General features: G+C 62.8%; 19 protein-coding genes and 2 tRNA genes. 8 read left to right on the top strand and 13 right to left on the bottom strand.

Features of this window, described 5'->3' with window-relative positions; genetic code table 11:
• Nucleotides 1-2 precede the first annotated feature (2 nt).
• Both H0O21_RS09040 and H0O21_RS09045 read right to left on the bottom strand, forming a co-directional pair.
• The gene (locus H0O21_RS09040; protein ID WP_131457212.1) at nucleotides 3-335 is read right to left on the bottom strand and encodes an MgPME-cyclase complex family protein; all 333 of its coding nucleotides are present in this window, start codon (nucleotides 333-335) and stop codon (nucleotides 3-5) included.
• The gene (locus H0O21_RS09045) at nucleotides 332-1081 is read right to left on the bottom strand and encodes a pyridoxine 5'-phosphate synthase (RefSeq protein WP_185189446.1); all 750 of its coding nucleotides are present in this window, start codon (nucleotides 1079-1081) and stop codon (nucleotides 332-334) included. The genes H0O21_RS09040 and H0O21_RS09045 overlap by 4 nt, the downstream gene beginning before the upstream one ends.
• A gap of 136 nt (nucleotides 1082-1217) precedes the next feature.
• Between H0O21_RS09045 and H0O21_RS09050 the strand changes: the two genes are divergently transcribed.
• From H0O21_RS09050 to grxD, 4 genes are read left to right on the top strand one after another with little or no spacing between them, the layout of a single operon-like run.
• Complete coding sequence (locus H0O21_RS09050; protein WP_185189447.1) at nucleotides 1218-1916, top strand: 1-acyl-sn-glycerol-3-phosphate acyltransferase; 699 nt, start codon at nucleotides 1218-1220, stop codon at nucleotides 1914-1916.
• 26 nt (nucleotides 1917-1942) lie between these two features.
• Entirely contained in the window at nucleotides 1943-2482 is a 540-nt protein-coding gene (locus tag H0O21_RS09055; RefSeq protein ID WP_131457216.1) for a hypothetical protein, read from the top strand.
• Between the two features lie 58 nt (nucleotides 2483-2540).
• On the top strand, nucleotides 2541-2774 hold the full coding sequence (locus H0O21_RS09060; RefSeq protein WP_131457218.1) for a BolA family protein: 234 nt from the start codon (nucleotides 2541-2543) through the stop codon (nucleotides 2772-2774).
• Nucleotides 2775-2810: 36 nt separating this feature from the next.
• Nucleotides 2811-3134: a Grx4 family monothiol glutaredoxin gene (gene grxD / locus H0O21_RS09065; RefSeq protein ID WP_131457220.1), complete on the top strand. Its 324-nt coding sequence runs from the start codon at nucleotides 2811-2813 to the stop codon at nucleotides 3132-3134.
• Here grxD and H0O21_RS09070 read toward each other — a convergent pair.
• The gene (locus H0O21_RS09070) at nucleotides 3131-3397 is read right to left on the bottom strand and encodes a DUF6761 family protein (RefSeq protein ID WP_131457222.1); all 267 of its coding nucleotides are present in this window, start codon (nucleotides 3395-3397) and stop codon (nucleotides 3131-3133) included. The two genes, grxD and H0O21_RS09070, sit on opposite strands and share 4 nt — an antisense overlap.
• Nucleotides 3398-3474: 77 nt before the next feature.
• Here H0O21_RS09070 and H0O21_RS09075 point away from each other — a divergent pair, with 77 nt between their 5' ends.
• Nucleotides 3475-4245: a response regulator transcription factor gene (locus H0O21_RS09075; protein ID WP_370523028.1), complete on the top strand. Its 771-nt coding sequence runs from the start codon at nucleotides 3475-3477 to the stop codon at nucleotides 4243-4245.
• Here the strand turns inward: H0O21_RS09075 and H0O21_RS09080 are convergent.
• From H0O21_RS09080 to H0O21_RS09110, 7 genes are all read right to left on the bottom strand, one after another.
• Nucleotides 4217-4789, bottom strand: a complete 573-nt coding sequence (locus H0O21_RS09080; protein ID WP_255440963.1) for a hypothetical protein — start codon at nucleotides 4787-4789, stop codon at nucleotides 4217-4219. The two genes, H0O21_RS09075 and H0O21_RS09080, sit on opposite strands and share 29 nt — an antisense overlap.
• Nucleotide 4790: 1 nt before the next feature.
• The gene (locus H0O21_RS09085) at nucleotides 4791-5075 is read right to left on the bottom strand and encodes a hypothetical protein (RefSeq protein WP_185189448.1); all 285 of its coding nucleotides are present in this window, start codon (nucleotides 5073-5075) and stop codon (nucleotides 4791-4793) included.
• 26 nt (nucleotides 5076-5101) lie between these two features.
• On the bottom strand, nucleotides 5102-6685 hold the full coding sequence (crtH, locus tag H0O21_RS09090; protein WP_185189449.1) for a carotenoid isomerase: 1584 nt from the start codon (nucleotides 6683-6685) through the stop codon (nucleotides 5102-5104).
• 20 nt (nucleotides 6686-6705) lie between these two features.
• Nucleotides 6706-7665 carry a cation transporter gene (locus H0O21_RS09095; RefSeq protein WP_185189450.1) on the bottom strand — a complete coding sequence of 320 codons (960 nt, stop codon included), beginning with the start codon at nucleotides 7663-7665 and terminating at the stop codon, nucleotides 6706-6708.
• Between the two features lie 9 nt (nucleotides 7666-7674).
• On the bottom strand, nucleotides 7675-9078 hold the full coding sequence (trmFO, locus tag H0O21_RS09100) for an FADH(2)-oxidizing methylenetetrahydrofolate--tRNA-(uracil(54)-C(5))-methyltransferase TrmFO (RefSeq protein ID WP_185189451.1): 1404 nt from the start codon (nucleotides 9076-9078) through the stop codon (nucleotides 7675-7677).
• A 50-nt stretch (nucleotides 9079-9128) separates the two neighbouring features.
• Nucleotides 9129-9251, bottom strand: coding sequence for a photosystem II protein Y (locus H0O21_RS09105; RefSeq protein ID WP_011933287.1), 123 nt, complete (start codon nucleotides 9249-9251; stop codon nucleotides 9129-9131).
• Nucleotides 9252-9314: 63 nt separating this feature from the next.
• Complete coding sequence (locus H0O21_RS09110; protein WP_185189452.1) at nucleotides 9315-9842, bottom strand: gamma carbonic anhydrase family protein; 528 nt, start codon at nucleotides 9840-9842, stop codon at nucleotides 9315-9317.
• A gap of 82 nt (nucleotides 9843-9924) precedes the next feature.
• Between H0O21_RS09110 and H0O21_RS09115 the strand changes: the two genes are divergently transcribed.
• Both H0O21_RS09115 and H0O21_RS09120 read left to right on the top strand, forming a co-directional pair.
• Nucleotides 9925-9996: transfer RNA gene (locus H0O21_RS09115), tRNA-Lys, on the top strand.
• Between the two features lie 47 nt (nucleotides 9997-10043).
• Nucleotides 10044-10487, top strand: coding sequence for a response regulator (locus H0O21_RS09120; protein ID WP_255441197.1), 444 nt, complete (start codon nucleotides 10044-10046; stop codon nucleotides 10485-10487).
• On the opposite strand, the gene H0O21_RS09125 is transcribed toward H0O21_RS09120, so the two are convergent.
• Together H0O21_RS09125 and H0O21_RS09130 are read right to left on the bottom strand one after the other, a co-directional pair.
• A complete protein-coding gene (locus tag H0O21_RS09125; RefSeq protein WP_185189453.1) occupies nucleotides 10423-11595 on the bottom strand; it encodes a PAS domain-containing sensor histidine kinase in 1173 nt (390 codons plus the stop codon). The two genes, H0O21_RS09120 and H0O21_RS09125, sit on opposite strands and share 65 nt — an antisense overlap.
• A complete protein-coding gene (locus H0O21_RS09130) occupies nucleotides 11585-11968 on the bottom strand; it encodes a PAS domain-containing protein (RefSeq protein WP_185189454.1) in 384 nt (127 codons plus the stop codon). Before H0O21_RS09130 ends, H0O21_RS09125 begins: the two co-directional genes overlap by 11 nt.
• 103 nt (nucleotides 11969-12071) lie before the next feature.
• Between H0O21_RS09130 and H0O21_RS09135 the strand changes: the two genes are divergently transcribed.
• Nucleotides 12072-12145, top strand: a tRNA-Pro gene (locus H0O21_RS09135).
• Nucleotides 12146-12272: 127 nt separating this feature from the next.
• Here the strand turns inward: H0O21_RS09135 and H0O21_RS09140 are convergent.
• The gene (locus tag H0O21_RS09140) at nucleotides 12273-12566 is read right to left on the bottom strand and encodes a hypothetical protein (protein ID WP_185189455.1); all 294 of its coding nucleotides are present in this window, start codon (nucleotides 12564-12566) and stop codon (nucleotides 12273-12275) included.
• Nucleotides 12567-12646: the final 80 nt, after the last annotated feature.

Here is a 12646-nt window from a genome sequence, read left to right on the forward strand (position 1 = left end):
CTTTAGGCCGCTGTTCCGGCGCAGCTGGCGAGGGCATCGGGAATCGACGCGCTTGGAGCTTCGAAGCGGCCCTCGGCTACAAACTCCAGACGCAGCTTCATGAAGGTGATGAAGCTGGCATCGGTGGAGACCACGGCAGCCGATGGGCTGGGTACCTGTGCTGCGAGTTCCGCCAGCTCGGGAGCGCTGAGGAATGCCGGTTGACGGATCAGCCAGAAGTCGATCTCTCGCCCCTGCTCGGCGTAATGACGGCGTCGCTCACTCAGCACTTCTTCCAGAGGTTCCTCCTCGGTCAGGAAGCGTTCACTGGCGGCGACGAAGTGATAGGTGGTCATGGCTGAAGGCTTCCAAAGAGCGGCTCACGGCGGGGATTCTGGACCAGCCGCTTCATCTCCCTGACGGCGGCCTCGAGGCCAACCACAAGAGATCGCGCCACGATCGTATGGCCGATGTTCAACTCTTCCATGCCCTCGATGGCTGCCACGGGCTCCACGTTTTGATAGGTGAGTCCGTGGCCTGCATTCACCCTGAGTCCAAGGTTGCGGGCATGCGCTGTTGCTTCCGTCAGTCGAGCTAATTCAGCCGGCTGTGCGCTCCAGCTCGCTTCCGCGTAGGTGCCGGTGTGGAGCTCAACCCAGCGTGCCCCGCAGCCGATGCTGGCCTCCAGTTGCTCAGGATCAGGGTCCACGAACAGGCTCACGGGGATGCCGGCGGTCTGCAGCCTCTCCACCACGCCTTTGAGGCTGATGAGCTGTGCCCTCACATCCAGGCCTCCCTCCGTGGTGACTTCCTCCCTCCGTTCGGGCACGAGGGTGACCATGTCAGGACGGATCCTTCTTGCGATCTGTTCCATCTCGGCCGTGGCGGCCATTTCCAGATTCAGACGGCTGCGAACGGTTTGGCGGAGCAGCTCCACGTCTCGGTCTTGGATATGACGACGATCTTCGCGGAGATGCACCGTGATTCCATCGGCACCGCCGAGTTCCGCCAGCATCGCCATCGGCACCGGATCGGGTTCGACCGTGCGTCGTGCCTGGCGCACGTTGGCAATGTGATCGATGTTGACGCCGAGACTGGCCACGTCCGTTGCTTCCTGGGTCCAAAACCCTAACGAGGGGTCAGGGCGTCACTGGCCGCAGAACCAACTGCCCAGCCTTCTCTGGAAATGCAGGGGCCGGACCTTAAGTTCCGAGATAGTCCAAGACCACCGGGGCGCGGTGACCTCAAGCCTGGCGACACGCGAAAGTGCCCTTGGTTCGGGGATTAATCCCTTTTGGGCTCCCCTGGCGATGGTGCTCACCCAGGATCTCGCTCTGCGCAGTTATTTCCGCGAGCGACTCGTGCTTGGGGAACACAATTTGCCCCTGGAGGGTCCGATCCTGCTGGCGCCGACCCATCGGGCCCGCTGGGATGCCCTGATGCTGCCGATGGCTGCCGGTCGACGGATTACAGGCCGCGACTGTCGCTTCATGGTGACCCGCACGGAAATGGACGGCGTGCAGGGGTGGTTTCTCCATCGCCTCGGTTGCTTTGCTGTGGACCAGGGACGCCCGTCGCTCACCACCTTGCGCTTTGCGATTGATCTGCTGGCTGCTGGGCAGCAAGTGGTGGTGTTCCCAGAAGGTCGTATTAATCGCAGTGATGAGCCGATCCGCCTTCAGCAGGGGCTGGCCCGCTTGGCCCTGCTCGCGCGCCGACAGGGAGTTCCGGTGCGCGTGCTGCCTGTTGGCCTCGCTTACAGCGAAGCTAGGCCGCGCTTCTGCGGACGCGCAGCAATCTGTTTCGGCGAAGCGATGGCCGTGGAGGGAAGTGGCCGTGAGGCGGTGCGTGCCTTCAATGCCGATCTGGCCTTGCGGATGCAATCAGCTGAACAAGCGGCCAGGGAGGCAGTGGGGCGCCCCCTCCACTCCCCCTAAAGTCCGGCCACTGTTCCGGTCTGATCATGCGTTCCCGCCTCTCGCTGACCGCCCTGGCTCTGGTGGCTGGTCTGTCTCTGTCTCCCGCGGCCGGCCTCGCCCAGACCAGCGAGGACAGCCAGGCCTCAAAGGTGCTGGCGTCCGGTGGTGCCGGTTTCAACGTGGCCGCTGTTCAGTCTCTGATCAACCGTGGTGATGCGGCGGTCGCCGCCGGCAATCTGGCCGAGGCTCGCAAGGACTATGACAATGCCCGTGCAGCAGCCAAGCAACTCCTGGCGTTCTACCGGGATCTGAGTGGTGCGTTCCGAGGTCTGGATGCTCGGATTCCCCGCGAAATGGACGCCAAGGGTCGTGCTGCACTGGGTCTGCTGGCTGAGGCCAATCTCAGGTTGGCGGCCCTCTTCCGCCGTCAGAATCAACCCGAGGTTGCCGTTCCTGTGCTCGTGGAGGTGGTGCGGTTGATGACCCCCTCCCAGGCCCAAGGTCAAAAGGCCTATCAGAGCCTGGTGGAATTGGGTTTTGTCGAGACGCCCTTCGCCGCTGCCAAAACCGCTCCCGGCAGCTGAGCCTGACCGCTCGTCTCCCTGATCTGTCAGCATCAGTTTCCAGCTGAAGCACCCGGTGATGGTTCAACCCGATGCGGTGGCCGCGGCAATACGCCGTGCCCTTCCCGACGCCCATGTGGATGTGGAAGACCTCACCGGCGGTGGCGACCACCTTCAGGTGCGGGTGATCTCCTCTGGTTTCGCCGGTCTCAACCGGATCCGTCAGCATCAGCTCGTCTACAAAGCGCTGCGAGACGAGCTCGCTAGTGAGGCGATCCATGCCCTGGCACTCACCACGTCAACACCCGACTGAGTCCTCTTTCGCTTTTTTTCGCCGCTCTCTTTTGCCATGGATGCTCAGACCCAGGCCCGAATCGAGGCCTTGATTCAATCCAGCCCGATCTTCGTGTTCATGAAGGGCACCAAGCTGATGCCCCAGTGCGGCTTCTCCAACAACGTGGTGCAGATCCTGCATGCTCTGGGCATGCCCTTCGAAACCTTCGATGTGCTCTCTGACATGGAGATCCGCCAGGGCATCAAGGAATTTTCCGAATGGCCCACCATCCCTCAGGTGTATGTGAAGGGGGAATTCATGGGCGGATCCGACATCCTGATCGAGATGTACAACTCCGGCGAGCTCAAGGAGAAACTGGAGGTGGCTCTCGCCTCCTAGTGCTGAGGCTGCCGATAGAGGGCACTCACGTCCCCATCGGGGCCGATGAAGCTGGATGGATCCAAGATCCAGCGATCCACTAAGGCCTCCAATCGGGCTTGATCCCTCGGTTCGAGTGCTCCTGTGCGGCGTAGGGCATGCAGATACCCGTCGGCGTAGAGCCTCAGTTCCGAGGGGCTGTGGTAGCGAAGTGTCAGTTCCTGGCAGGCGTCACACAGCGACTGGAAGTGTCGAATCGCCTCCGGATGCTGCAGGGATGTCATGACCTGTGAGGACGGCAGCCTCTGTTACCAGCGTGCCTTGGAATTGGCCTTAGCGTAAGCAGGCAATCAACAGCCATGTGACCTCCTCTTCCCGCGACCTTCTGCAGAACGGTAGTCCTCAGGTGACCACTGTTGCAGTGCCCCATCAAAGCGGCGGGGGTCCGAAGGAGCCGTCCAGGGTTCTGGTTGTCGAACCGCACCCCACCCTGCGCACCGTGCTGGTGCAGCGCCTGCGTCAGGACGGCCACCTCACGGCTGCCGTGTCCAACGCTGCTGAGGCTCTGGAGGTCTGCCAGGACCAGTCCCCTGATCTCTTGATCAGTGCTGAAATCCTGGATCACAGCTCCGCCCTGCGCCTGGGCCAGCAGCTGCGTTGCCCCGTGATTGTGCTCACGGCCCGCAGCGGAGCCGAGCCAGTGGTGGGTCTCCTTGATGAAGGGGCTGACGATGTCCTGCGCAAGCCATTTGGCCTGGAGGAACTGGCGGCTCGCTGCCGCACCCTGTTGCGACGGGGGGGCACCGGCCTGCAGGAGCGCGTCACCGTCGGTCCCCTTGAGGTGCATCTGCTGCTGAGGCAGGTGACTCTGAGAGAACAGCCCGTTGAACTCAGTCCCAGGGAGTTCGCTCTGCTCTGCGCTCTGCTCATGCCGCCTGGCATGGTGCGTAGCCGTCAGGATCTGTTGCGGATGGCCTGGCCACCCTTCAGCGGCGGGCCCCGCTCCGTTGATACACAGGTGCTAACGCTGCGCCGCAAGCTCGAGCAGGCTGGCCTCGGCGAAGGAGGTGGGATTACCACCGTTCGGCAGCAGGGCTATCGCTTCAGCCTGGAACACCTGCCGGCATCGTGATCCAACCCTGTTGCAAGCCAAGGCCCAGTGCCATCTCACCTGCAAGCATCAGCGACGCCAGGACGGCTAGCAATTGATAGGTCCAAGGAGGGGTCAGCCGGCCGATTCTTTGCGTGTTGAGTCCACTGCACGCTTGAAAGACGGCAAGAAAACGATCGAAATCAGCAATGCGCTGGGGAAGCAGATAGTGGCTCTGCCCTTTGGTGCTGACGTAAAACACCGTTCCTCCCTGACTGGTGCCCATCGGCACGAGGGCACGAATCTCAGGCCAGCTGAGCTGCCAACCGCGGCGAATCAACCAGCGACACCAGAGGGGGTGGCCCACCTGGATCCCCTGGGGGCTTAAGCGAACCTCTTCGCTGAGCATGGCCAAGACCAACCCGAGGCCCATGGGGGCAGCGAGCAGCAGCACGACACGAAGCCCCGGTGGTGCGAGCAGGGGCAGCGGCAGGACCAAGGCCAGATAGACACTGATCAGGGTGCCCCGGATCAGAGGGGAGATCCGGAAACACTGCTCAACACCGCTCAATCCAGTGGCAACCACCTCAGCGATCCTCGGGCGATCCGGGCAGAGGTTCAATCAGTTCGCTGGGCTGATAGCGGCCCTGGAAAACCTCGGCCTCGCGCCCTTTCCAGAACTCACCAAGTCGCATCAGGTCGGCATGGGCCTCCTGGATGCTGCGCATATAAGCCTCAGGACTCATGCCCTCTCGAGCTTCTTTGAGCTTCGCCAGTCGCAGCATCTGCAGCATCCATGGCTTGCTTAGCTCGCCGCGGGACTCCATGTAGCGGGCGAGCTCAGCGGCCGAGGGCTGGGGGGTGGCTCCCATCTCACAGGTCAAGCAATGAACAGACCCTAAGCAGCGGATGCAGGGAATTGCGCGGGAAGGCTCCAGCTGTTGAGCCCGAGATCAGCACCGATTCGATGGCTGCAGGCAAAGCCGCTGAAAGCAACGGCATTCAGCCCCTGACCAGGGAAACAGGAATCGCCAACGCAATAGAGACCGGGGAGACCGGTGCGGTTGAAGGGCATGGGCAGCAGACCCGGCAATCGCATGGCCGGGATTGGTCCGTAGCTGCCACCCATCCGACCAAGAAAGCGTCGATGGGTGCGGGGGGTACCCACCTCCTTCAGTTCGATCGCTGCGCTGAGCCCAGGCAGCAACGCTTCGAGTCGTTCAATCAGACGATCGGCGTCTGCCTGCTTTTTGCTGGCGTATTGCGTCGGATTCAGTCCTCGCCAATGACGGATGTCGCTCATCGTGAAGGTGTGCACGATGTGACGTCCCGGAGGGGCGAGAGAGGGATCCAGCAGCGTGGGGATCGACACGAAGATCACGCCCTGTTCGGCCTCCATCGCTCGCCAGTCCTCCAGCAACAGATGGTGGCAGTGCAGGCCCTGGGGGATGACATCGGCCCTGACGCCGAGATGCAGCGACAGGAAGGAGCTGGAGGGCTGGTAGCGGCGGCGCCACGTGGATTCCGCGGCCGGGGTATGAGCGTCATCGACCAGTGTGTTGGCGGGTGATCCCTCTCCAGCGAAGGTGTCCCAGCGGGTGGCATTGCTGACGATGCGGCGGGCTCGCAGCTCCTCCCCATCAGCGAGCCTTACACCGATGGCACGGCCATTGTCGATCAGCACCTTGGTGACCCTGGCCCTGTAGCGGATCTCTCCACCGTGCGCTTTCAGGCCCTCCACGAGCTTCTCGGCGATGACACCCACGCCCCCTTTGGGATAGTTGATGCCGCCGGCATGTCGATCGGAGAAGACCATGCCGGCATTGATCATTGGCGTGCGATCCGCCGGCATCACGCTCCAGCAGAAGCACTCCATATCGATCAGCTTGAGCAGCTGTTCATCCTTGATGTGCTTGCGGGCCACATCGCCCACGTTGAACGGCAACCAGCGCGCCAGCCCTAGGCAGGCCAGCGGCGCGCGGAAGAACACCTTGGCCAGATAGGCCGGATCCTCCAGCGAGAGCAAAGGCATCGCATCGAGGCAGTTGAACACCTGCCAACAGGTGTCGTAGAAGGCGCGGATGCCCTTCGCTTCGTGGGGGAAGAGGGCGGAGAGGCGTGCGATGAAGGCCTCGTAGTCGCGGTCCACCGCCACCTTCAGGTCGCCGGGCAGGTGGTATTCGAGCTGCACCGGATCGGGCACCGTGTCGCAGTGCTGCCCCACATCAGCCAGGGCGCGGGTGAGCAGGTTGGTGTGGCCCTTGTCTCCAAAGCCAAAGATCATCGAGGCGCCCACATCAAAGGTGTAGCCCTCGCGCCGGAAGCTGCCGCCCGAGCCCCCGGGGATCAGGTAGCGCTCCAGCACCAGTGTTTTGGCGCCCTTGGCCGCCAGCTGGGAGGCGGTGACCAGGCCGCCGATGCCCGAGCCGATCACGATCACGTCCCAGGCGGGCACATCCAAGGCAGGCTTGGTCACGCTCATCCCTCCATCAGCCTGGAACCCTAAGCGGCCCCTGGTGACGGGAAAGGGGATGTGGCTGTCAGGATCACCTCCGAGCGCACCGGTCTGCCCATCAGCTGATGGCAGCGTTCTTCGATGCGATGGCGGATCACGTCGATGGCCGCCCCATCCATGGGTTGGCTGGGATTGAGATACACGACCACGAAGGCGGTGCGACCCACTTGCATCACGGTGAGATCGAGAAGCCAGCAGGAGAGCCCAGACAGCAGGTCTTCGATGGCCGCGCGTGTCGTTCGGATCGTGTCAGTCTGCGCAGAAGCGCCGGCGGCTTGCCCAAGGGCGGTGAGAAAGGAGCGCACCGGTTCCCCAAGCACCACAGCGCTCACCACCAGCACCAACAGGGAATCGGTGATCGGTATCAGACCGGCCAGAGCAGTGCCCTGAAGCAGCGGGGTGATCAGCAGGGCCAGCCCTGTCAGACCACTCATCAGCCCATCGATCCGGGCCGCCTTGGCTTCGGTGAGCAGAAGCTGTGACTGCTGGCCCGTGCGTTGCCAATCGTGCTGATGGCGCCAGGCGAGTCCCCAGCAGATCACCACCATGGAAATGGCATAGAAGGCCACCGGGCCAAGGCTGACGGGGGCAATGCTGCGGCCCTTGGCATAGTCGATCACTGTGCCGAGGCCAGCGGCTGCGGCGAAGCTGAGCACACCGATCAGCACCAGCGAACGGAACAGCACATACAGGGCCTCCTGGCCGTCATAGCCGTAGGGGTAGGCCCGGTCGGGTGGGCGCACAACGTTGCGGCTGATGCGGGCCGCGACAAGACCCGAACCCACCATCACGGCGGAGTAGAGGCCATCGAGAAGCAAGGCATAGGAGCCGGACAGCACGTGAACCCAGAGTCCGGCAACAGCCATCACGGCGCTCGCGCCCACGCCGATCTGAAGGGATCGCTGTTCGATCAGGCGATGCTGGCGGGTGGCATGGTCAGCAGCCATTCGTGGTGTTCAGCCATTCGTGGTGAGCAGCCTTTGGAGCGACCCCTCTGTTGATTTGGTAGCAGCGGGTTGCAGATGACGGGCGAGATCGTCGAGGGCCCGATCCCGGTAGGCGCCGTAGCGGGCACGCTTGTCGCGAATACGGGTGGGCAGCTCCGGTAGCAGGCCGAAGTTGGGCGGCATCGGCTGAAACTTGCCGGAGGGGGCCTCGCTGATGAAATGGGTCAGGGCGCCGATCATGCAGGTGGGTGGTAGGTCGAGGGGGGCGTTGCCCCTGGCCAGTCGGGCTGCATTGGTGCCGGCCAACCAACCTCCGGCCACTGCTGCGGCATAGCCCTCGGTGCCAGTGATCTGGCCTGCTGCGAGCAGGCTGGGCCGCCGACGGAACTGGAGGGTGGGATCGAGCAGTTTCGGTGCTTCAAGAAAGGTGTTGCGGTGCATCACCCCAAAGCGCACGAATTCGGCGTTCTCCAGCCCTGGAATCAGGCGCAGCACTCGCTTTTGTTCGCCCCATTTGAGGTTGGTCTGAAAGCCCACCAGATTCCAGAGGCGCCCGTCCTTGTCTTCCTGACGCAGCTGCACCACGGCATAGGCGCGCTTGGCACGCCGTACGTCGCGGTCGTTCACATCTCCCCAGCGCGGGTCCCAGAGCCCGATCGGCTTGAGCGGGCCGTAACGCATCGTGTCTTCACCCCGGCGGGCGAGCTCCTCGATCGGCAAGCAGCCTTCGAAGAATGTGGCACTGTCTTTTTCGAAGTCTTTGAGCTCGGCCTGTTCGGCCTGCAGCAGTGCCTCCCGGAAGGCGTGGTACTGCTCCTGATCCATCGGGCAGTTGATGTAATCCGCGTCGCCTTTGTCGTAACGACTGGCGCGGAAGGCCCGGTTCATGTCGATGCTGTCGCCATCCACGATCGGACTTGCGGCATCAAAGAAGTGGCAGTCCTCCAAGCCTGTGAATGCCCGTAGCTCCTCCGCCAGTGCTTCGCTGGTGAGTGGTCCGGTGGCCAGCACCGTGATCTGCTCAGGATCGGGAAGGCGGGTCTGTTCCTGGCGGCGGATCGTGACCAGAGGATGTTGATCCAGGCGTTCGGTGAGGGCCGCGCTGTAGCGCCCACGATCCACCGCCAGAGCACCTCCGGCTGGGACGGCATGGGCATCGGCCGTTTGGATGACGAGGGAGCCCAGCCGTCTGAGTTCTTCCTGGAGCAGACCGGCGGCACGGTCGCTGCTGAGCGCTCCGAAACTGTTGCTGCAAACGAGTTCAGCAAATTCGGCGCTGTGGTGGGCGGGCGACCGGCGCACCGGTCGCATTTCGATCAGGGTCACGGGAACACCTGCCTGGGCGACCTGCCAGGCCGCTTCGGTGCCCGCCAACCCGGCACCAATCACAACAACGGAGGGTTCCGTGCTCAAGATGGTTGGGATCGAAGACGATCTCCAACCCTATCGACCCTTCTGGTGGCTCAGGCGCGGCTGCGCTTGATCATCAGCTGGAGCTGGCCTACGGCTGCACGGCCGATGTTGAACCCTGCCCAGCCGAGAGCCAGAAGGATGGGGGAGGCCACGAGGACGAGCCGGAGGTCCATGGTTCCAGTCGGATTGTGCAGCCGATCTTAAGGACCGCAGGGGTTCAGCTTCGTGAACTCTTCTCAGTCCGTTTGGTTTTGCAGCAATTGAGACCAGCGCTCGGCCAGGTTGGCGTAGTGCAGCGCATGGTCTCGTTGCTCCCGCACGCTGCTCTCGCTCTGCTCTCGTTTGGCCTGGGCTGGAACTCCTGCCACCAGGGTGCGGGCCGGCACATCTTTGGTGACCACAGCACCAGCGGCGACGAGGGCGCCCGCTCCGACGGTGACGCCATTGAGAACGATGGCTCCGATGCCGATCAGGCAGCCGTCCTCAAGGGTGGCGCCATGCACCACAGCGCGATGGCCGATGGTGACATCTGCGCCGATGTGCACCGGAGCGCCGGGATCGCCGTGAAGCACGGCACCGTCCTGCACGTTGCTGCGCGGTCCGATCCGGATCGCGGCCATGTCGCCCCTGGCCACGGCTGTCGGCCACAGGCTTGAACCGGCGGCCATCTGTACATCGCCCATCAGCACGGCGCTCGGTGCCACCCAGGCCTCAGGATCGATGTGAGGTGTACCCCAGCTGGAAATGGTCTCGCTCGCTGTCATGGCATGCCAGTCGCTGCCACCAGTCTCCAGGCAGACCGAGTGATAATGTCCATGGGTGCCAGATCGGCATGCCCAAGCGGGCGGGTCGCTAGCTCAGCGGTAGAGCACTCGGCTTTTAACCGATTGGTCCTGAGTTCGAATCTCAGGCGACCCATCACGACTCCATCGTTCCGTCCGTAGCAAGTTGCCCCAAGGGGCTTGGTGGTCAGAGTTCTCCTGATCCATCAGGATGACGCTGGCAGCGACTGTCTTTTGTCTGAAATCGCTTCAGATCCCACCAGGCCTCAGGTCGCTGTCGTCGATGACGATCCCCGCCTGCGCGATCTGTTGGTTGAGGAGCTTGAGGATCTCGGGGTTCGCCCCATCACCTGTGTTGATGGGGCTGAGCTGCTGAGGTCTCTGCCGCGGGAGCGGATTGACTTGATCCTGCTCGATCTGATGATGCCCGGCATCGATGGACTCTCCTGCCTGGCTGCACTGGAGGAGCTGCAGCATGGGGCACCGGTCGTGGTTGTGACCGCCTTGAGTGATCCTCAGAAGCGACAGCAGGCCATGAAGGCTGGTGCTGTCGACTATGTGCTCAAACCGGATCTCTTCGCTCTGCTGCCGGAGCTGCTGAAACGCCATCTCCCCACGAAGGCTTAGGCAGGCGCAGCACCACAACCATGCCGGGCTGTTGCAGCCCATCGAGATCGCGGTTGGGCCTGCAGAACACCTCTCCCCCCATTCCTTCCATCAGGCTGCGCACCACGGAGAGACCGAGGCCGGCACCCTCGCCGCGGCCGGAATCGCGATGCTCTTCGAGGCGGGTGAAACGATCGAACACGGCGCTGTGACCCATGGCAGTGCCGATTCCTGGCCCCCAGTCGCTGAATTGAATCTCGATGTGGTCGGGGCCTGCTGAGGCCGTGATCTGAACGGGTGATGCACTGTTGCTGAACCTCAGGCTGTTCTGCAACAGATGGCTGAGCACCTGCTCGAGGGCCTTGGGATCCAAGACAAGGTCTGGGATGTCGCCGTTGAGATTGAGCTTGATGCGCGCACTGTCGGCTGCAGGCAATCCCTGGATCCAGCTCTCCAGGGCAGTGCGCAGGGAGATGGCTTCAAAGCACCAGGGGAACTGATCGGTGTCGAGTTCTGAGAGCACCAGAAGCTTGTCGAGTAAGTCGCCCATGCGATTCGCTTCTTCACAGGCCTGCTGAAGCCGTTGCTCTTGTTTGCCTGGCAGCCTCGCTTTGCGGGCGAGCTGGTGAAGTGATCCCGACAGGATGGCCAGCGGGGTGCGCAGTTCATGGGCCAGCCGGTTGACGAAGCGACGTTGCTCCAGCAGCGCGGTTTCGAGCGGCCCCAGATCGCGAATGATGAGCAGCACGAAGGAGGCACGCAGGCCCTGGATTGCAGTCCAGCGCAGCAGCTGCGGTGCTGAGGATGGCTGGCCAGAACTGAGTCTGTAACGGCGTTCGCCATCGCCAAGACGCATCAGTTGCAGGGGGTGGGTTGGAGCGTCCGGTGGGATGGGTTGTCCATCCACACGCTCGAGCAGCACAAGCTCAGCGAAGGGCTTGCCCGTGAGCAACGGGGTGAGGCCCCTCCCCCAGAGGTCAGCGGCTTTCTGATTGGCCCAGCGGATCTTGCGCTCTTCATCGAGGATCAACATTGCTTCGGTGGCGGCATCAAAGGCCACCTGAAGCAGACCGAGAGACTCCCTCAGTTGCTCGATCAGTGCGTTGGCAGCTGGTTGCTCAGCAGGCATGCGGCCCCTCCAGGGGCCGGAGCGTGGCAGCGAAGCTCCAGCCGCTCGCCGCGTCCTTTTCGGCCACGATGTAGTGCTCACTGCGGATGCTCTGGCCATCGCTGCAGATGGTGGCGAGCTCCAGGGGGTGATTCACCAGCTTGGATTGCTCTGTGAGTTTGAAGCGGGCAAAGCCGCTGTGGTGCTGTTCGCGTAACGAGGCGGGCAGGATGGCGCCAATTGACTGACCGATCAGGGACTGATCCCAGCCGTAGACCTCGATGAAGCGTGCGTTGAACTCAACCACCAAGCCTTCGGCGTCCGTGCGCACAAACGGCAGGTTGTGCTTCGTTCTGAGCGCTTCCACGGCACCGGGAGTCCAGGTTTCGCCCATCGCTGCAGCAGCTTTGCTTCAGGCTAGGCAGCTCTGCGCTCCCGCACATCGGGTGCCCTGACTTGTGCCCCTGGCCTTAGGCCGCCAGCTAAGCTTCGGGCACCGGGGTATAGCGCAGTTTGGTAGCGCGCCTGCTTTGGGAGCAGGATGCCGGGGGTTCAAATCCCTCTACCCCGACTCCATCAAAAGCCAGTCAGTGACTTGTTTCTCGGCCGCCTCTCCCAGGGCAGTTTTTTATTGCCTTGCCGCTAGTGCGTGCAAAACGCGTGCAAGCGCTCGGAGCTGGCATTGCCCGCGTAAGGGCTCAATCAGCCGAATCTTGCCGATAGACATCGCAAATCACATCCCATTTCTGGGCCTCGCTAGCGGATAGAGGCACCCGAACCGGTGGCTCGCCATGACTAGGAGGCGGCAGAACGATCACGGCAGCGATCGGATCAGCCGTGCCGCACGATCCCTGAAACAAGACCCGAAGCTCAGCTTCCTCATCCAGGTCTGTGTGCAGTGGTCGCATCACCAGGCAGCTGCTGTGCGCATTCAGCAGGTCGACATCACGGCAGCCAATCGCCATGAGGATGTCTTTGATCTCAGGGTGCATCTGATGCCACCTCCTGCAGGGCCATGTGGATGACATTCGCCAGAGAAATCCATCGATCCGCTGGCCATGGCCCTGGACCC

Origin of the sequence: Synechococcus sp. HK01-R, from assembly GCF_014217855.1 — a bacterium.
GTDB lineage: Bacteria > Cyanobacteriota > Cyanobacteriia > PCC-6307 > Cyanobiaceae > Synechococcus_C.